The organism is Micromonospora sp. NPDC049662, assembly GCF_040675055.1.
Classification (GTDB): Bacteria; Actinomycetota; Actinomycetes; order Mycobacteriales; family Micromonosporaceae; genus Micromonospora.
Window position 1 is genome coordinate 1 of sequence record NZ_JBFAOC010000041.1, and the last position, 17,801, is coordinate 17,801.

Genomic DNA, 17,801 nt, shown 5'->3' on the forward strand with positions numbered 1-17,801 from the left:
GGTTCTGGTTCTTAGCTTGGCCTACACTAAAAAAAAACAGGGTGTCGGTCCGGTCTCACACCGCCCGGGCCAACCGGTGTACCCGGCCTCGGCCGGGGTGAGCTGACCGTCGACGGGCTGTCGGCCCGTCGGCACGTTCAGGAGTTGGGGCGCTTACCGTGGTTCGCGCTGCTCTTCTTCCGGGCCTTCTTCTTCCGGGCCTTCTTCGCCATGCTGACCTCCTCGTGATGGGTCGGATCCGTCTCGCGCGCGGCCTCGCGCCGGTTGCATCCACGCCGCCGCCCGGCGTCGGGTCCGACCCGCTGATGGTAGTGCGACCGACACCCCGTCCCTGCCGCCGGGGCCGACCCGCGCCGCTGCGCACCCATGCCCCAGCCTCGCGTGATTGGATACGTCGGCAGGCACATCGCGAAAAGGGAGGGCCGTGGACATGGCCGAGGAGATCCGCGCCGAGATGGTGGCGAACGTCTGGAAGGTCGTCGCGTCGGCGGGCGACACCGTGTCCGAGGGCGACACCCTGGTGATCCTCGAGTCGATGAAGATGGAGATCCCGGTCGTCGCGGAGGCCGACGGCGTGGTCCAGCAGCTCGCCGTCCACGAGGGCGACGTGGTGCAGGACGGTGACCTGATCGCGGTGATCGGTTGACCGGCCTGCTGGTCCGGCTCGCCGATCCGGCCGACTTCCCGGGGGTCGCCCGCCTGACCGTGGCCGCGTACGAGGCGGATGGTCAGCTCAAGGGTGAGCACGGTTACGCGGCGGTACTGGCCGACGTGTCGACCCGGGCCGCCGCCGGCGAGGTGCTGGTCGCGGTGGACGAGGCGACCGGATCGGTGCTCGGCTCGGTGACCTTCGTGCTGCCGGGCACCCTGTTCGCCGAGCTGTCCGGGCCGGGCGAGGCGGAGTTCCGCATGCTGGCCGTCGACCCGGCCGCCCAGGGGCGGGGTGTCGGCGTGGCGCTGGCGCGCGCCTGCGTCGACCGGGCCGCCGAGCTGGGTTGCACGGCGGTCGTGATCTGCGTCCGCGCGGGGATGGCCGTGTCGGCCCACCGGCTCTACGAGCGTCTCGGGTTCGTGCGGACGCCGGAGAAGGACTGGTCGCCGGCGGCCGGAGTGGCTCTGCTCGGCCTGCGGCTGGAGCTGTCCCGCGGCTGACCGTCGGCCCGTCAGCCGCGAGCGTTGGCCGGGCTGGTCGGGGTGGCGTCCCCGTCTCGCGGAGTGCCGATCGCGGCCAGCAACTCGTCGGCGACCTCCAGCGCTAGCCGGCGGCGCTCGGAGTCGGTGATGCCCGGCGCCCGTACGGCGAACCAGCTCGTGTGCACGGCGAAGAGGGACAGCGCGGCGCGGAGTTGGGCGGCGGGGGAGTCGTCGCCGCGGCAGAGCGCGTTGGCGAGCTGCATCATCCGGCCGCGCATCTGCTGGCCGGAGGAGAGGCTCTTGAGCACGGTCTGGTTCTGCTCGAAGAAGCGCATCACCGAGGGCATGTCGCCGCCGAACATCGTGTCGGCGTAGCGGGAGATCAGCGTGCGCCGAGTCTCCAGGGTCGCCGGCTGTGACTCGCCCCAGGTGGTCAGCGCGTCCATCTGGTCGAGCCGATCCTCCACGAAGCTGGCGACGATGTCGTCCTTGCTCTTGAAGTGGTAGTAGAGCGCGGCCTTTGTGACGTTGAGGCGTTCGGCGATCTCCCGTAGCGAGGTCTTCTCGTACCCCTGCTCGGTGAAGAGCTCCAACGCGACGGCCTTGATCCGCTCCCGGGTGCCGCCTGTGCTCTCCCTCACCCACGCCCTCCAATTCGTTTGACCGCGTGCCGGTATCCAACTTACCGTGCGGCTAGTAAGGTGACTAGCCGGGCGGCAAGTAAGTACGACAAACCTCGGGGGGAGCTTACCCATGACTCAGGCAACCCAGGCCGACGTGCGACCCAATGTACGGGTCGTGCTGTTCGGGCTGATGATCGCGATGATGCTCGCGATGCTCGACAACATGATCGTCAGCACCGCGCTGCCGCGGATCGTCGGCGAGTTCGGCGGCCTCAACCACTTCACCTGGGTGGTCACCGCGTACGTCCTGGGTACCACCGTCTCCACCCCGATCTGGGGCAAGCTCGGTGACCTCTACGGCCGCAAGTCGGTCTTCCTGACCTCGGTCGTCATCTTCCTCGTCGGCTCGGCCCTCTGCGGCATGGCCGGCTCCGGGATCTTCGGCGGGCCCGAGGACGGCATGGTGCAGCTCATCGCCTTCCGGGCCGTGCAGGGCCTGGGCGCGGGCGGCCTGATGGTCGGCGTCATGGCGATCATCGGCGACCTGGTCCCGCCCCGCGAGCGCGGGCGCTACCAGGGCATGATCGCCGGCATCATGGCCATCGCCATGGTGGCCGGCCCGCTGGTCGGTGGCTTCATCACCGACAACCTCTCCTGGCGGTGGGCGTTCTACGTCAACCTGCCGCTGGGTGGCATCGCGCTGCTCGTGCTCATCACCACCATGCACCTGCCGAAGTACCGGACCGAGCACCGGATCGACTGGCTCGGCGCCGGGCTGCTCTCGGTGGGCATCACCGCGATCGTCCTGATCACCACGTGGGGCGGCAACGAGTACGACTGGACCTCGCCGCAGATCTTCGGCCTCGCCGCGTTGGCGCTGGTGACGCTTGTGGCGTTCGGCCTGGTGGAGCGTCGGGTCCCGGAGCCGATCCTGCCGTTGACGCTCTTCGCCAACCGCAACTTCGCGCTGATCTCGGTGGTCGGCTTCCTGCTCGGCTTCGCGATGTTCGGCGCCATGAACTTCCTGCCGCTGTACCAGCAGACCGTCCAGGGGGCCTCGGCCACCAACAGCGGTCTGCTGCTGCTGCCACTGATGTTCGGCATGCTCGTCGTCTCGCTCGCCGTCGGCCGGGCGATCACCAAGAACGGCAAGTACCGCGCGTACCCGATCGTCGGTGGTGTGGTGATGGCCGGCGGCATGGCCCTGCTGTCCATGCTCGACACCAACACCAGCAAGCTGACGTCCTCGCTCTACATGGTCGTGCTCGGCGTCGGCATGGGCTTCCTCATGCAGACCTCGATGCTGATCGCGCAGAACAGCGTGGAGCAGAAGGACCTGGGCGCGGCGAGTGGCGCGGCCACGTTCTTCCGGTCGATCGGCGGCTCGTTCGGCATCTCGCTGTTCGGCGCGATCTTCGCCAACCGGCTGGCCGACTCCGCCGCCGGCGCGGCCTTCGGCGGCGAGTCCAGCGGCGGTGGGATGGACCTGGAGAAGCTCAAGCAGCTCCCCGCCCAGGCGCAGGAGCTGGTCCTCAGCGGCCTGGCCGACGCGATCTCGCACGTGTTCCTCTGGGCCGTGCTGTTCACCGTGGCGATCCCGGTGCTCGCCTGGTTCATCAAGGAGATCCCGCTGCGCACCGCCAACGAGGCGCCGGCGCAGGCGACACCGGAGGAAGACGCCGAGGTCGCCCTCGGCAAGGCCCCGGTCGCCTGATCCTCCCCCGAAGAAGCGCCCCGCCGATCCTCGGCGGGGCGCTTCTCGCGTGTGCGCGGAACACTCAGCGTCGGTGGGTCAGGCGCTGCCAGAGACGGCGTAGCGGGTTGCGGGGGCGGGGAAGGCGGGGGGCCCGCTCACCGAGCATCCGGGTGGCCAGGGCCGTGGTGACCGGATCGACGGCCGGGGCGGCCAGCGCGAGGTGGGCCAGCGAGGTCGCGATCGGCACCGGCCGCGTCTGGGCCACCGTCGCCACGTCGGCCAACCGCTCCGCCACCACCCGGGCCACGTCCGACCGCGCCTCCGGGTCCACCCAGGCGGCGGTGACCAGGGCGAACAGCGCCGCCTCGGTGACCCAGTCCTCCACGCCCCAGACCAGGTCGAGCAGCACCTGTCGTCTCGTCGAGCCGTCCCAGGGCTCGTCGGTGCGCTGGTGCAGCAGCCCCAGGCAGGCCCACACCTGAACGGCGCGTACCCAGATCGACGGATCCTGCGCGGCCAGCAACCGGCCCAGCGCGTTGGCCGGCGCGGCGGGCGGACGCACCAGCAACCCGAGCAGGTCGTCCACGTCGAGACCGGCCAGACCGACCGCCGCGTCGTAGGCGGCGGGTGGGTGCGGCCACGCCGGTTGGGCCACCTGACCGATCCGCTCGACCGCCACCGCCGAGGGCCCGGGAAGCGCCGGCGTCGGCAGGTGCCCCGTGAAGGTCCAGAGCCGCCGTGCGGAGGCGCGCCGGGGCTCGCGCGGGTCCGGCTCGACCGCGCCCGCCACCTCGATGTGCAGCCCAGGCGCCACGGACGTCACCGTCCGCAGTGCGCTCGGTGGGGCTGCCGCCGTGAGGTGTACGACACCGCCGATGCCGTTGTCGTCGTCGGCGACCGCCTGGCGCAGCGCGTCCAGCAGGGGCCCGCCGGCCGGCGTCAGTTGCCCGAGCCAGGGCCGCGCCCGACAGCACTGGGCCAGGTCGCCGTGCTCGTGACTGTCGTCCGGGTGGTCACGGATGAAGTCGGCGAGCGCGACCAGGTGGGACACGTCGCCGTCGCGCAGGTGCCGCAGGCGGTGCGTCGTGTGCACCGCGCAGTCGAACGTCGGGTCCCGGGCCAGCGCCCGCTCGGTCCACTCCAGCGCGTCGTCGAGCCGGCCGATGTCGGCCAGGGTGCCGGCGATGTCGGCATAGACGGCCAGGTCGTCGGGGTCCAGATCGACTGCCCGGTACAGGGCCGCGAGGGCGTCGCGGGTCCGTCCCGCGCTGCGGTACGCGTACCCGAGCCAGACCTCGCCCATCTTCGACGGCTGGCTCCGTACCCCTCGGCTGGCCCAGCGGATCGCCAGCGTGACCTCGCCGAGACGCCGGGCCAGCGCGGACGCCGCGCCCAGCAGCGTCCCGTTCTCCGGATGGACGGTGACAGCGTTGCGGGCCAGCGTGAGGTACGGCGTGAGGGCGGCCCGGCCGGCGCGCGGCACCGGGTCGCCGAGCGCCGCGCAGACCTGCATGAGGACGCGGGCCAGGCGGCCCGGGTCCAGCCGTTCGGCCAGTTCGGGAGCGGTCACCCAGGGCACGCCCGCCCACTCGGCGCCCGGCGCGTGGCCGGTCGCGGCGGCGAGCAGTTCCAGCCCTTCGGCGGGGCGGCCGGCGGCGGCCAGTAGGTGGGCACGGGCGACGACCGCGCCCACGAAGGTGTGGTGGTTGATCGGAAAGAGGTCGAGGCCTCCTCCGTCGGCCGCGGCGAGGTGGGCAAGCGTCTCGTGCACCTCGGGCAGGGTGGGCGCTCGTGCCAACGCGCCAGCGAGGTGGCGGGCGGCGTGGTGCAGGTCACCCTCGCCCAGTGCCAGCCGGGCCAGGGCCAGCTCCTCCGTCGCGGAGAGCGCGGGGTTGTCCCTTCCCTCGGGCACGGTGTCCTCTCGTCGCAGTTTCTCGGCGGGGCCAGCGTAGTTGATATTGAGATGATCAAGTGATCAACTGCGCACTACTGCTCGAATAATTGCTCTGGCCAGCAGAAGGGTGCAAGACTGAGCAGGAAACGCGCGGCAATCGCGCAGGAGGGGAGTGTCCGTGTCACGTGCAGGGTCGGGAATGGCCGCCGACATCGACGAGCAGCCGGCCGGTTACGCGCGCCTGCTCGACACCGCCAACGCGGCGGCGATCGCCCGGGTGGCCGCCGTCGTCGCCGAGCGTCGACCACGGCACGTCGTCTTCACCGCCCGGGGTACCTCCGACCACGCCGCCCTCTACGGGGCATACCTGACCGAGATCCGGCTCGGCCTGCCCGCCGGGCTCGCCTCGCCGAGCGTGGTCACCCTCTTCGGCGCACGCCCCGACCTGTCCGACGCCCTCGTCGTCGGGGTCAGCCAGAGCGGTGGCTCGCCCGACCTGGCCGAGGTGCTGCGCGCCGCGCGGGCCTCCGGCGCGCTCACCCTCGCGGTGACCAACGCCCCCGACTCCCCGCTTGTCGAGACGGCCGAGCTGAGCATCGACATCGCCGCCGGCCACGAGCGCGCGGTGGCGGCGACGAAGACGTACACCGCCGAGCTGCTCGCCCTGCTGATGCTGGTGGAGGGCATCCGGGCCGGCGACGGCGTACTCCCCACGGCCGAGAGCGAGGCGCTCGCCGCGCTGCCCGACCTGGCCGCCCGCACCCTCGCCGACGACACCCCGGCCCAACTCGCGCCGCGATACCGCTTCGCCCGCCAACTCGTCACCACCGGCCGGGGGTACGCCTACCCGACCGCCCGCGAGGCGGCGCTGAAGCTGATGGAGACCTCGTACCTGCCGGCGCTCGCCTTCTCCGGCGCCGACCTGCTGCACGGCCCGCTCGCGATGACCGATCCGGAGGTCCCGGTCCTCGCCGTGGTCGGCTCCGGCCCCGGCGGCCGGTCGATGGGCGAGGTGCTGCCCCGGCTCGGCGAGCGCCGCGCCGACGTGGTGGTGGTCGGCTCCGCCGACGTGCCGGGCACCGCGCGGCTCGCCGTCCCCGAGGTCGACGAGCGGTACGCCCCGCTGCTGGACATCCTGCCGTTGCAGCGCCTGGCGCTGGCGTTGGCGCTCACCCGCGGCGAGGACCCGGACGCGCCGCGCGGCCTGAAGAAGGTCACCGCGACGATGTGAGGCGCGGCGCGGCGTGGCACCCTGGTCACCGTGTCCACGCTGCGCGACCTCGCCGAGGAGCACACCCACCTCCGTCCGGCCGACATCGACCACCTGCACCGGATCGCCGGTGACTGGCAGTTGCTCTCCGACCTGTCCTTCGCCGACCTGCTGCTCTGGGTGCCGGTCGACGCCGAGGGCACGTTCCTCTGCGTCGCCCAGGTGCGCCCCACCACCGCGCCGACCGCGTACCAGGACGACCAGGTGGGCCGCATCATCGGCGGCTCGGAGGTGGCCCACCTGGCGGTCGCCTACTCCCAGGGGCGGATCTGGCGCGAAGGAGACCCGGTCTGGTACGGCGACGTGCCCGCCCGGCACGAGGCGATCCCGGTCCGGCTGCGCACCGCCGACGGCGAGGCCGGCGAGGTGATCGCCGTGGTCGGCCGGGACACCAACCTCTCCACCGCGCGAACGCCCAGCCAGCTCGAACTCAACTACCTGACCACGGCCGACGACCTCGCCCAGATGATCGCGGACGGCACCTTCCCGCCGCCCCGGCACCCGGGCGAGACAACGTCCGCGCCCCGCGTCGGTGACGGCCTGGTACGCCTCGACGCCGGGGGCAAGGTCACCTACGCGAGCCCGAACGCCCAGTCGGCGTACCGGCGGTTGGGTTACGCCTCGCACCTGGTGGGTGAGGACCTGGCGGCGTTGCACCGCCGACTGGCCGGCGACCCGCTCGACGGCACCGAGGCGGCGACCGGGATCCTGGCCGCGCTGCGGGGCGAGGCCCCGCCCCGCCGGGAGATCGACGCGCGCGGGGCCACGATGCTCACCCGGGCGCTGCCGTTGATGCCCGCCGGCGTACCGATCGGCGCGCTGGTGCTGGTGCGGGACATCACCGAGGTCCGCCGCCGGGATCGGGCGCTGATCACCAAGGACGCCACCATCCGGGAGATCCACCACCGGGTCAAGAACAACCTTCAGACGGTGGCCGCGTTGCTGCGGTTGCAGGCCCGCCGGGTGTCCATGCCGGAGGCCCGGGTGGCCCTGGAGGAGTCCGTCCGCCGGGTCGCCTCGATCGCCCTCGTGCACGAGACGCTGTCGATGTCGAGCGACGAGGCGGTCGAGTTCGACGGCATCGTCGACCGGGTCGCCAGCGCGGCGACCGAGGTCGCGGCGACCGAGGTGAGCGTCGGGATGCGCCGCCAGGGCAGCTTCGGGGTACTGCCGGCCGAGATCGCCACGTCGCTGGTGATGGTGCTCAACGAACTGCTGCTCAATGCCGTCGAGCACGGCTTCCCACCGGCGGACGAGGCGGAGGAGCCAGCCGTGAGCGCAGCTGCCTCGGGCCTGGTGCCGGTGGCCGCACCCGAGGTCGATCCGTCGCTGCGACCCGAGGTGGTCGTCTCGGCGCACCGGTTCCGCAAGATGCTGCACGTCTCGGTGACCGACAACGGACGCGGGCTGCCGCCCGAGTTCGACGCCGAACGTGGCAGCCGACTCGGCCTCCAGATCGTCCGGGCACTGGTCACGGGGGAGTTGCGCGGCACCATCGAGCTGCGCGCGGGCGTCAACGGAGGCACCGAGGCGTTGCTGGTCGTCCCCCTGGGCCGCAGCGCCTCGGACGGCCGCTCCCAGGGCTGAGCTGTCCGCTGCCCGCGGGCCCTTGCGGGGAGCGGATATGTGAATGAGCGTGATGCCGGTGAGTCATCAAGATGACTCACCGGCATCACGCTCATCGCAGTGGGCCGGCCACGCCTCGTGGGCGATGAGGCCGTCAGCCGACGCCGCGGGGGTCCGCCCGCCTCCTGCTCGGTCGGGCCCACGGTCGACCTCGCCGGCGAGCGAGCAGGCCGACGGTCGACGCGCGGGTCCGCGCGGTGGGCCGGTCGGTCAGCGGCTGGTCAGCAGGGCGACGGTCAGGCCGGGGCGCTGCCAGACCTGGGCGACGGTGAACTGCGCGCGCAGCGCGTCGCCTTTGGCGTCCGGCACGGCGGCCAGCGGCTCGGCGTGCCGCCCGGCAACCACGAGCCAGACCCGTGCCGTGCCGGCCAGGCACTGCGCCGGTCGCGGGCACTCGGCGGCCCAGAGATCGCCCCGGGCGACCTCGTCCTCGGTGACGAGCACGTCCCGTGGCGGGTCGTCGAGGTGGTATTCGATGCCCAGATCGAGGAAGAGCCAACTGTGCCGGGGGGAGTAGACCACGGCGTCCCCGGGGCGCTGGCCGTCGGCGATCACCCGGGCGACGCCCGCGTAGTCCACCGGCGCGCTGCGCGGCCACTCGTGGGTCCGCCGCAACGCGGCCTGGTCGGGGAGGCCGAGAAGCCCGGCCAGGACCACCACGGCGAGTGCGGCCGGCGCGGGCACCGACGCCAGCGCCGCGCCGGCCAGCAGGCAGGCGAACGGCACCACGAACACCAGGTAGCGGGGCACCCACAGCGGTACGACCGCCCCGGCCACGAAGAGCAGCAGGACCGGCAGCAGCACCGCGCTCAGCGGTAGCAGGGCGCGCCGTCGGAGTCGGGCCGCGCCGAGCGCCGCCACCCCGACCAGCAGGCCGCCCACCACGCTGCTCTGGGCCACGCCGCCCGGCAGCGCGCTCAGGTCGTCCGGCCGTGCCAGGCCGACCCAGTTCAACTGCTCGGAGCGTTGCGCGCGGGCATGCAGCAGCAGCGGTGTCACCACCAGCGCGACCGGCACCAGCGCGACCGCCCACCGCCACACCCGCCGATCCCGACCGCCGGTCGCGGCGATGCCGGCCACCCCGGGACCACCCCACCAGGTGACCAGCACGACCAGCGCGTGCGCGGCCAGCAGGGTGAGCGCGACCAGGTGGGTGAGCCCGAGCGCGGCCACGGCGACGCCGTACCCGGTCCAGCGGGCCCACCCCGGCCGGCGCAGCGCGGCCACCAGCAACAGGGTGGCGAGTACCGCGAGGGCGGTGGCCAGGGCGTACGGGCGGGCCTCCTGCCCGTACCGGGAGGTGCTGGGCAGCACCGCGAACAGCAGCCCGGCGAGCAGACCGCCGCGCCGGTCGACGAGGTGCGCCCCGAGCACGGCCAGCAGCCCCGCGGCGACGGTCATGGCCAGCGCGGCAGGCACCCGCAGGGCGACCGTGGAGTCGCCGACGACCAGGACCCAGACGTGCATGAACAGGTAGTACGGTCCGGTGGCGGCGTCGATGGTCCCGGCCAGTCGGGCGAGTTCCTCCGGCGACCGGGTGGCGGCGCTCCAGGTCGCCAGCTCGTCGCGCCAGAGCTGCGCCGAACCGATCCCGGTCAGCGTGACCGCCAGGGTCAGCAGCGCCGGAAGAAGCCAGACCGGCACGCCCCGCGCGACCCCGATCGACTTCCCGGACCATCCGTCCACAGCCCCGAGCCTGCCACGCCGCCAAGGCCCTCGGGCCCACCCCGCGAAGTGCCGCGAGTTGGCTGGCCCGTGATGTGGGATGCCGCACGTGGACATTGGCCGGGCCCTACCCGGTGTGGCAGCATGGGCGCATGACCGCCGCTGTCGTCCGCCGCTTCGTGGCTCGTCGCCACGTCGACTACGGCCGCGTGCGCAGCGCCATCTGTCCGGCTCACTGACGACGCCCGACCAATCTGTCTCGGGCGCGCTCCGCGCCGGCTGTCTGAAGACACCGTTGTCCCGCCCGCTTCGTCGGGCCGGCCGTCGCGCCCCGCGCGTGCCCCGAGGCACAGCAGACAACGGAGGACGCCGCGATGGCGGTCAGCAGCATCCCGGCCCGGCCCGAGGACCCGACGGCCCGGCCCGCCCGGCCGCCGCGCCGGCCCCGGGGCGAGGGCCAGTGGGCGCTCGGGCACCGTGAGCCGCTCAACCCCAACGAGCGGATCAAGAAGGACGACGACCCGCTCAACGTTCGGGCCCGGATCGAGAACATCTACGCGCACCGTGGCTTCGCCTCCATCGACCCGCAGGACCTGCGCGGCCGGTTCCGCTGGTGGGGCCTCTACACCCAGCGCAAGGCGGGCATCGACGGCGGGCGCACCGCCGTGCTGGAGCCGCACGAGCTGGAGGACGAGTTCTTCATGCTCCGCGTCCGCATCGACGGCGGCCAGCTCAGCCTGGCCCAGTTGCGGGTCATCGCGGACATCTCCCGGGAGTTCGCCCGGGACACCGCCGACATCACCGACCGGCAGAACATCCAGTACCACTGGATCCGCGTCGAGGACATGCCGGAGATCTGGCGTCGGCTCGAATCGGTCGGCCTGCAGACCACCGAGGCGTGCGGCGACTGCCCGCGCATCGTGCTCGGCAGCCCGGTCGCCGGGGTGGCCCGCGACGAGCTGCTCGACCCGACCCCGGCGGTCGACGAGATCGTTGCCCGGTACGTGGGTGACAAGCAGTACTCCAACCTGCCCCGCAAGTTCAAGACGTCGATCTCCTGGCTGGTCGACACCCCGTACGAGTCGAACGACATCGCGTTCCTCGGTGTCGACCACCCCGAGCACGGCCCCGGCTTCGACGTCTGGGTCGGTGGCGGCCTCTCCACCAACCCGATGCTCGCCCAGCGGCTCGGCGTCTGGGTGCCGCTGGCCGAGGTACCGGACGTCTGGGCCGGCGTGGTCGGCATCTTCCGTGACTACGGCTACCGCCGGCTGCGTAACCGGGCCCGGCTGAAGTTCCTGGTCGCGGACTGGGGCGTCGAGCGCTTCCGCGAGGTCCTGGAGAAGGACTACCTCGGTCGTACGCTGCTCGACGGCCCCGCGCCGACCCTGCCGTCGAAGCCGATCGACCACGTGGGTGTGCACGAGCAGGCCGATGGGCGGAACTACGTGGGTGCTGCCCCGGTGGTCGGGCGGGTCTCCGGCGCGCAGCTCAGCCAACTGGCCGACGTGGTCGAGGCGCACGGCAGCGACCGGGTGCGGCTCACTCCGTACCAGAAGCTGCTGGTGCTCGACGTGCCGACGGCGCGGACGGAGTCGCTCGTCGACGCGCTCCGCGGCATCGGCCTGGAGGCCCGGCCGTCGGCGTGGCGTCGCGGCACGATGGCGTGCACCGGCATCGAGTACTGCAAGCTCGCCATCGTCGAGACCAAGGCTCGCGGTGAGGAGCTGGTGGCCCGGCTGGAGCAGCGGCTGCGCGACTTCGACGCGGACATCTCGATCCACATCAACGGCTGCCCGAACGCCTGCGCCCGCACCCAGGTCGCCGACATCGGCCTCAAGGGTCAGCTGGTGGTCGGCCCGGACGGCCGGCAGGTGGAGGGCTTCCAGGTGCACCTGGGCGGCGGCCTCGGCATGGCCCAGGGGCAGACCGCCGGTTTCGGCCGCAAGCTGCGAGGCCTGAAGACCACCGCCGAGGAGCTTCCCGAGTACGTGGAACGGCTGGCCCGCCGCTACCTGGCCGGGCGGAACGAGGGCGAGACGTTCGCCAACTGGGTGATCAGAGTCGACGAGGAGGAACTGCGGTGAGCAGCGAGAACCGAGCGGCACCCCTGTACTGCCCGTACTGCGGCGAGGAGGACCTGCGGCCGCACGAGGCGGGGCACGGCGCCTGGGAGTGCCACGCCTGCGCCCGGGTCTTCTCGGTGAAGTTCACCGGGCTGCTCTCCCGGACGGTGACCCGATGAGCCTCGTCTCCGCAGCAAGCCTGCGCCTGGTCGGCCCGGGTGGTCCGAAGCCTGCCGACCCGTCCCTGCGCAGTCCGGACGAGCTGCGCGTGCTGGCCGAGGACGCCGGTCGGGAGCTGGAGGGCGCTCCCGCGCTGGAGATCGCCCGCTGGGCGGCGCAGACCTTCGGCGACCGGTTCTGCGTCACCAGTTCGATGGCCGACGCCGTCCTGGCCCACCTGGTGTCCCGGGTCGCCCCGGGCGTGGACGTGGTCTTCCTCGACACCGGTCTGCACTTCCCCGAGACGCTCCGCGTACGCGACGAGGTCGCCCGTACGCTGCCGGTGAACGTCCGGTCGATCCGACCCCGGCTCACCGTGGGGCAGCAGGACGGCCAGTACGGTCCGCGACTGTTCAACAAGTCGCCGGACGACTGCTGCCAGTTGCGCAAGGTGGAGCCGTTGGAGCGGGCCCTGTCCGGGTACGACGCCTGGGCCGCCGGTCTGCGTCGGGACGAGTCGCCGACCCGGGCCAACACGCCGGTGGTGACGTTCGACGCGCGGCGCGGCAAGGTCAAGGTCAACCCGATCGCGGCCTGGTCGCAGGGGGACGTGGACGCCTACATCGCCCGCTGGAACGTGCCGGTCAACGAGCTGTTCAAGCAGGGGTACGGCTCGATCGGCTGCTGGCCGTGCACCCGCCGGACGAAGGCCGGCGAGGATCCGCGCGCTGGCCGCTGGGCCATGTTCGAGAAGACCGAGTGCGGGCTGCACGTCTGACCTCGTCGTCGACGACCCCGACCGGCCCCGGTGCGGCCGGCGGGGCGGTCCCGGTGGTGCTGGTGGCGCACGGCAGCCGGGATCCACGAGCCGCCGAGGCCACCCGGGCGCTGGCCCGGGCGGTGTCGGCGGCCCGGCCCGGCCTGTCGGTGTGGGCGAGCTGGCTGGACCACACCGAGCCGGGGCCGACCGAGGTGCTGCGCACGCTGGTCCAGGCGGGGCACCGGCGTGCGGTGGTGGTGCCGCTACTGCTGACCGCCGCGTACCACCGTCGGGTGGACATCCCGGCGGCGGTGACCGCCGCGACGACGGCCGGAGCAGCGCTGACGGTACGGGTGACCGACGTGCTCGGCCCGGCGGACGGGACGGTGACGCCGGCCCTGCTGGCGGGGCTGCGTCGTCGGCTCGGGGAGGTCGCGCCGGGGCGCTTCGACGCCCTGGTGCTGGCCGCCGCGGGCACCCGGGACGCGCGTGCGCGCGGTTCCGTGGGCCGGGTGGCCGATGCGCTCGGCGTTGAGTTCGGGGTGCCCTGCCGGGTGTCGTACGCCTCGGCGGCCCCGCCGGCGACGGGTGTGGCGGTGACGCGGCTGCGGGCGGGGGGCGCGCGTCGGGTCGCGGTGTCCGCGTACTTTCTCGCGCCGGGCCTGTTCCACGACGCGGTGACCGCCTCGGCGCGGGCGGCCGGCGCGGTGGCGGTGGCGGCCCCGTTGACGGATGCGCCCGAGTTGGCAGAGCTGGTGCTGAGCCGGGTCGACGAGCCGGCCTGACCGCTCGTCCGACCCGGTCGGTTTTGGACAGCAGTACGCCCCGGCAGGCGGACCTGCCGGGGCGTACTGCTGTGTCGTTGGGAGATCAGGCGGAGTGAGCGCGCAGCACCCGGAGGCCGCCGCGCCGCTTGACAGCGCGCCGCTCCTCCTCGCTCATCCCGCCCCAGACGCCGGCGTCCTGACCCGACTCGAGCGCCCACTGAAGGCACTGGTCGGTGACGGAGCAGCGCCGGCAGACGGCCTTGGCCTGCTCGACCTGAAGGAGAGCCGGTCCGGACGTCCCAATCGGGAAGAACAGCTCCGGGTCCTCGTCGCGGCAGACAGCATGGTGACGCCAGTCCATGGCGGCAACACTCCTCATTCTGGATGGGTGGCAATTTATTGCGGGTCGTGCTTTTCCTATATGCATCCGCAGTGCCTATGGTGACCGTTCGCGTCTGACCATTCGGCAGTGCGTGAGCAGGCAGTCAGCCCCGGGGACCTGCTGGAACAGCTCAACCTGACGAGCATATCCAGGCAATGTCCCGGTAACTCAAGTTCGCTTGTGAATACTTTCACGAACGCTCGCGATGTCAAGGGTGACGCTCGGAAAAACTCCGCGCGGTGAGCAAGCCCACAACCCATTTGTCCGGGTTCCAGTGCCTTCCTGGTTACCCGCCGTGCCACAGTCGAGGATCAATATAGTACAGTCCGCGTGACATTGCTGACATTTCCGGCACCTGCCCCTCGGTGTGGCGGCGCCTGCCGAAGCGGTTGCGGCGCCGCGTCGACCAAGGGCAGTACCCGAGACCTAGCAGATTACTCTCAGTGCGGCCGGAATGGAGGTGAATCTGACCTTCTCCCGCTCGCCAAGATAGTCACCGTCGAGCTGGAACGCCTGCGGGCGGCTGGAGACCAGCGTGAACTCCGCAGTGTCATGGAGGCGTAACACCTGACGTCCGTTCGGATCTGGCTGCCGACCCATGAATTGGGTGACTGTCCGTGTTGTGCTAGCCACCCGGAGCTGTCGCAGTGCCAGCACGTCGAGGCCGAGGTCGAACGACGCCTCCGGATTCGGGTTGACCTCCCGATCACCCAGGTACGTCCACGGGGCGGTGTTCTGGATGATGACGGTGGCCAGCTCGCCCTCCGACTCCTCACCCGGTCGCTCCAGACTGATCGCCGGATGCCGCCGGTCCGAGGCGAAGAAGTACTGGCTCATGATCGAGCGGAAGTAGAGCCCGGGCGTCGAGACCCGCCCCTTGCGCCGGGCCTGCTCCACCCGGTGGATGACGGCGGCGTCCAGCCCGAACCCGGCGCAGAAGGTGAAGTAGCGGTCGTCGGCGCGGCCCAGCCCGACCGTGCGCTGCCGGCCCAGGCGCAGCCCTTCCAGGATCATGCTGGTGGCGTCCGGCCACTCCCGGGGCAGACCCAACGCGCGGGCGAAGACGTTCGTGGAACCGCCCGGGACGGTGGCCAGCGCCGGCAGTCGCTGGGCCATCGACGCGTCACCGACACCGGCCGGCGGCTCGGCCGTCATCAGGCCGTTCACCACCTCGTTCACGGTGCCGTCACCACCCAGGGTGACGACGAGATCGACGCCCTCCGCGGCGGCCTCCCGGGCCAACGCCATGGCGTGCCCCCGGCGGCGGGTGTAGCGCACACTGAGGTCGACTTCGCTGCGCAGCGCACGGACAAGCACGTCTCGGCTGCGTTCGCTGGTGGTGGTGGCCTTCGGATTGACCACCAGGACGGCCCGCATGGGCGGCACTGTACCTCTCGGTAGCACGGGTATCGTGGCGCGCGTGACCATCGACTCGGCCCGGATTCCCGGCACGCTTCGCTGGGCGGTGCGGCTGCTGTGGGCGGAGGCGGTCGCCGTCGGGCTGATCGCGGTCTGGTTGCTCTGGGCCGACCTGACCGCCGCCACCACCGATCTCGCGTCGGCGTTGCTGGTGACCGCCTTCGCCGTCGGGGCGGCCGTCGCGCTGTGGGCGCTGGGCCGCGCGCTGCTGCGCCGCCGGGCCGGCGCACGGGCCCCCGCGATCGTCCTTCAGCTGATGCTGCTGCCGATCGGCTGGTTCATGATCCAGGGCGGGCTGGGCTGGCTGGGCATTCCGCTGATGGCGCTCGGCCTGGGCGTCGGCTGGCTGCTCGTCAGCCCGCCCACGACGAAGGCCCTCGGCTTCGAGTGACGTCGACCGGCGGGCGCGGCTGAGCCCGTCGCGGCACGCTGACGTGCACGGTGGCCCCGCCCGCGACGCCGCGCCGCCTGAGCCTCGCGGCCCGGCACGGCGGAGCGTTGCCGGTCAGTAGCCGCCGGAGCGGCGGGTCAGCAACGAGATGGTCGCCCGGCCGTCGGTGGCCGTGGCGGACGCCGACGTGGTCAGCGCGGTGAGCACCTTCCAGGCGAAGGACGACTCGGCGGGCAGCGTGGCGCCGCGGACGGTCGGCACGGTCACCTCGACGGTCAGCGCGTCGTTGGTGACAGCGAACCGACACTCCAACTCGGCGTCACGGGTGGCGATGGCGAGCAGCATGGCGCACGCCTCGTCGACCGCGATCCGCAGATCCTCGATCTCGTCGAGCGCGAACTGCAGCCGGGCCGCGAGGCCTGCGGTGGCGGTACGGAGCACGCCGAGGTAACCGCCGTCGGCGGGCACCGTGAGGTGCACCACGTCGTCGTCGGTCGTTGGCTGGCCGGTCAGTTGAGTCACGCTCATCCCCCCGGTCGGGGACTCTACCCGGTCAGTCGCCCGGGCGCGTGTCGGCGGCCTCCGCCTGAGCGGCCAGATCGCGTAGGGCGTCACCGCTGAGCCGGTACGGGACCCACTCGTTCATCTGCTGGGCGCCGATCGAGGCGTAGAAGCCGGCGGCCGGATTCCACTCGATCATCCACCACTCCAGCCGGCGGTAACCCCGACGTACGCAGATGTCGGCCAGCGTGGCGAGCAGTAGGCGGCCCGCGCCGGTGCCCCGGGCCGCCGGGGAGACGTACAGGTCCTCCAGGTAGATGCCGTGCACGCCGGCCCAGGTGGAGAAGTTGAGGAACCACAGGGCGAAGCCGACCGGCGCGTCGTGCTCGTCGACCGCGACGTGACCGAAGAGGGCCGGAGCGGTGGTGAACAGCGCCGAGGTGAGCTGTTCCTCGGTGAGGTGACACTGCTCGGGAGCGCGTTCGTACGCCGCCAGTTCGTGCACCATGGCGACGACGGCCGGTACGTCCGCGGGACGTACCGGCCGGATCGTCGGGGTGACCGGGTTGGTCACGCCTTCTTGGTCTCCCAGAAGATCTTCGCGATCTCGTCGATCTTCGCGAGGAGCTGGTCGGCCGTGGCCGGGTCGAGGCTGCCCTTGACGCCGCTGGCGCCGGCGAGCTTGGTGGCCTCGTTGAACAGGGTGTGCAGGTTCGGGTACTTCTCGAAGTGCGGCGCCTTGAAGTAGTCGGTCCAGAGCACCCACAGGTGGTGCTTGACCAGCTCGGCGCGCTGCTCCTTGATGATGACCGCCCGGGTGCGGAACTCCGGGTCGGTGTTCGCCTGGTACTTCTCGCAGATCATTTTGACCGATTCGGCCTCGATCCGGGCCTGGGCCGGGTCGTAGACGCCGCACGGCAGGTCGCAGTGAGCGCTCGCGGTGACGCGGGGCGCAAGGATGCGCGGAAGTCGCATCGGGATCCTCCATGGGAAGTTTGCGATGATCAAAGGCGACATTACTCCTGGGAATGCTCCCCGAACCGGGTGGAGGTGAAACCGGTGCGCGCCGATCACCCGGGTGAGCCGCCTCGTTTGCGCGGCCCGCTGACGGCGGTCGCGGTGGCCGGCCCGTCCATGGCGCCGACGCTGCGGCACGGCGACGCGGTGCTGGTCCGCTCGGGCGGGCGTCCCATCCGGCCCGGCGACGTGGTGGTCGCGGTCTTCCGAACACGGCCGGAACTGCTGGTCGTCAAGCGGGCGGTCCGGCCCCAGGATGGCGGCTGGTGGCTGCGCGGTGACAACGAGTTGATCACCGACGACTCCCGGGCGTACGGCGTGGCCGACGTACGCGGCCGGGTGGTGGCTCGCTACTGGCCGCGCCCCGGACGGGTGCCTCGTCGGGATATATGACCCTGCTCACATCCGAGGGGCAGGGTCGACACTATGCT

The 17,801-nt window shown here is 72.1% G+C and carries 19 protein-coding genes; 11 read left to right on the plus strand and 8 right to left on the minus strand.

The window, feature by feature from the left end:
• The first annotated feature begins 424 nt into the window (after positions 1–424).
• Positions 425–646, plus strand: a complete 222-nt coding sequence (locus AB0J36_RS24945; RefSeq protein ID WP_007464729.1) for a biotin/lipoyl-binding carrier protein — start codon at positions 425–427, stop codon at positions 644–646.
• Positions 643–1,152 carry a GNAT family N-acetyltransferase gene (locus tag AB0J36_RS24950; protein ID WP_357125867.1) on the plus strand — a complete coding sequence of 170 codons (510 nt, stop codon included), beginning with the start codon at positions 643–645 and terminating at the stop codon, positions 1,150–1,152. The genes AB0J36_RS24945 and AB0J36_RS24950 overlap by 4 nt, the downstream gene beginning before the upstream one ends.
• 11 nt (positions 1,153–1,163) lie before the next feature.
• Here the strand turns inward: AB0J36_RS24950 and AB0J36_RS24955 are convergent, their stop codons facing one another.
• Complete coding sequence (locus AB0J36_RS24955) at positions 1,164–1,775, minus strand: helix-turn-helix domain-containing protein (protein ID WP_357125864.1); 612 nt, start codon at positions 1,773–1,775, stop codon at positions 1,164–1,166.
• 112 nt (positions 1,776–1,887) lie between these two features.
• Between AB0J36_RS24955 and AB0J36_RS24960 the strand changes: the two genes are divergently transcribed.
• Positions 1,888–3,471 (plus strand): MDR family MFS transporter, encoded by a 1,584-nt coding sequence (locus AB0J36_RS24960; protein ID WP_357125861.1) that lies wholly within the window; start codon positions 1,888–1,890, stop codon positions 3,469–3,471.
• Between the two features lie 64 nt (positions 3,472–3,535).
• On the opposite strand, the gene AB0J36_RS24965 is transcribed toward AB0J36_RS24960, so the two are convergent.
• The gene (locus AB0J36_RS24965; RefSeq protein ID WP_357125857.1) at positions 3,536–5,365 is read right to left on the minus strand and encodes a tetratricopeptide repeat protein; all 1,830 of its coding nucleotides are present in this window, start codon (positions 5,363–5,365) and stop codon (positions 3,536–3,538) included.
• 181 nt (positions 5,366–5,546) lie between these two features.
• Here AB0J36_RS24965 and AB0J36_RS24970 point away from each other — a divergent pair, with 181 nt between their 5' ends.
• Positions 5,547–6,578, plus strand: coding sequence for an SIS domain-containing protein (locus tag AB0J36_RS24970; protein WP_357126547.1), 1,032 nt, complete (start codon positions 5,547–5,549; stop codon positions 6,576–6,578).
• Between the two features lie 30 nt (positions 6,579–6,608).
• A complete protein-coding gene (locus tag AB0J36_RS24975; protein ID WP_357125854.1) occupies positions 6,609–8,204 on the plus strand; it encodes a histidine kinase N-terminal domain-containing protein in 1,596 nt (531 codons plus the stop codon).
• Positions 8,205–8,453: 249 nt separating this feature from the next.
• On the opposite strand, the gene AB0J36_RS24980 is transcribed toward AB0J36_RS24975, so the two are convergent.
• A complete protein-coding gene (locus tag AB0J36_RS24980; RefSeq protein ID WP_357175442.1) occupies positions 8,454–9,905 on the minus strand; it encodes a glycosyltransferase family 39 protein in 1,452 nt (483 codons plus the stop codon).
• A gap of 377 nt (positions 9,906–10,282) precedes the next feature.
• Here AB0J36_RS24980 and AB0J36_RS24985 point away from each other — a divergent pair, with 377 nt between their 5' ends.
• The 4 genes from AB0J36_RS24985 to AB0J36_RS25000 are packed head-to-tail and all read left to right on the plus strand — an operon-like array spanning position 10,283 to position 13,678.
• Positions 10,283–11,995, plus strand: coding sequence for a nitrite/sulfite reductase (locus AB0J36_RS24985; RefSeq protein ID WP_357175330.1), 1,713 nt, complete (start codon positions 10,283–10,285; stop codon positions 11,993–11,995).
• On the plus strand, positions 11,992–12,153 hold the full coding sequence (locus AB0J36_RS24990; RefSeq protein ID WP_355050529.1) for a hypothetical protein: 162 nt from the start codon (positions 11,992–11,994) through the stop codon (positions 12,151–12,153). The genes AB0J36_RS24985 and AB0J36_RS24990 overlap by 4 nt, the downstream gene beginning before the upstream one ends.
• Positions 12,150–12,911: a phosphoadenylyl-sulfate reductase gene (locus AB0J36_RS24995; RefSeq protein ID WP_357125848.1), complete on the plus strand. Its 762-nt coding sequence runs from the start codon at positions 12,150–12,152 to the stop codon at positions 12,909–12,911. Before AB0J36_RS24990 ends, AB0J36_RS24995 begins: the two co-directional genes overlap by 4 nt.
• The gene (locus AB0J36_RS25000) at positions 12,908–13,678 is read left to right on the plus strand and encodes a CbiX/SirB N-terminal domain-containing protein (protein WP_357175439.1); all 771 of its coding nucleotides are present in this window, start codon (positions 12,908–12,910) and stop codon (positions 13,676–13,678) included. Before AB0J36_RS24995 ends, AB0J36_RS25000 begins: the two co-directional genes overlap by 4 nt.
• Positions 13,679–13,763: 85 nt before the next feature.
• On the opposite strand, the gene AB0J36_RS25005 is transcribed toward AB0J36_RS25000, so the two are convergent.
• Positions 13,764–14,021 carry a WhiB family transcriptional regulator gene (locus tag AB0J36_RS25005; RefSeq protein WP_007072794.1) on the minus strand — a complete coding sequence of 86 codons (258 nt, stop codon included), beginning with the start codon at positions 14,019–14,021 and terminating at the stop codon, positions 13,764–13,766.
• Between the two features lie 447 nt (positions 14,022–14,468).
• Positions 14,469–15,419, minus strand: a complete 951-nt coding sequence (locus tag AB0J36_RS25010; RefSeq protein ID WP_357125844.1) for a diacylglycerol kinase family protein — start codon at positions 15,417–15,419, stop codon at positions 14,469–14,471.
• Between the two features lie 43 nt (positions 15,420–15,462).
• Here AB0J36_RS25010 and AB0J36_RS25015 point away from each other — a divergent pair, with 43 nt between their 5' ends.
• Positions 15,463–15,852, plus strand: coding sequence for a hypothetical protein (locus tag AB0J36_RS25015; protein ID WP_357125841.1), 390 nt, complete (start codon positions 15,463–15,465; stop codon positions 15,850–15,852).
• A 114-nt stretch (positions 15,853–15,966) separates the two neighbouring features.
• Here the strand turns inward: AB0J36_RS25015 and AB0J36_RS25020 are convergent, their stop codons facing one another.
• Genes AB0J36_RS25020 through sodN form a run of 3 tightly spaced genes read right to left on the minus strand, consistent with a single transcriptional unit; the run spans position 15,967 to position 17,328 of the window.
• Positions 15,967–16,374 (minus strand): ATP-binding protein, encoded by a 408-nt coding sequence (locus tag AB0J36_RS25020; RefSeq protein ID WP_357126538.1) that lies wholly within the window; start codon positions 16,372–16,374, stop codon positions 15,967–15,969.
• Between the two features lie 31 nt (positions 16,375–16,405).
• A complete protein-coding gene (locus AB0J36_RS25025; RefSeq protein WP_357125838.1) occupies positions 16,406–16,927 on the minus strand; it encodes a GNAT family N-acetyltransferase in 522 nt (173 codons plus the stop codon).
• Positions 16,924–17,328 carry a superoxide dismutase, Ni gene (sodN, locus tag AB0J36_RS25030; RefSeq protein WP_355050524.1) on the minus strand — a complete coding sequence of 135 codons (405 nt, stop codon included), beginning with the start codon at positions 17,326–17,328 and terminating at the stop codon, positions 16,924–16,926. Before sodN ends, AB0J36_RS25025 begins: the two co-directional genes overlap by 4 nt.
• An 84-nt stretch (positions 17,329–17,412) precedes the next feature.
• Here sodN and AB0J36_RS25035 point away from each other — a divergent pair, with 84 nt between their 5' ends.
• Positions 17,413–17,763 (plus strand): S24/S26 family peptidase, encoded by a 351-nt coding sequence (locus tag AB0J36_RS25035; protein WP_357125834.1) that lies wholly within the window; start codon positions 17,413–17,415, stop codon positions 17,761–17,763.
• Positions 17,764–17,801: the final 38 nt, after the last annotated feature.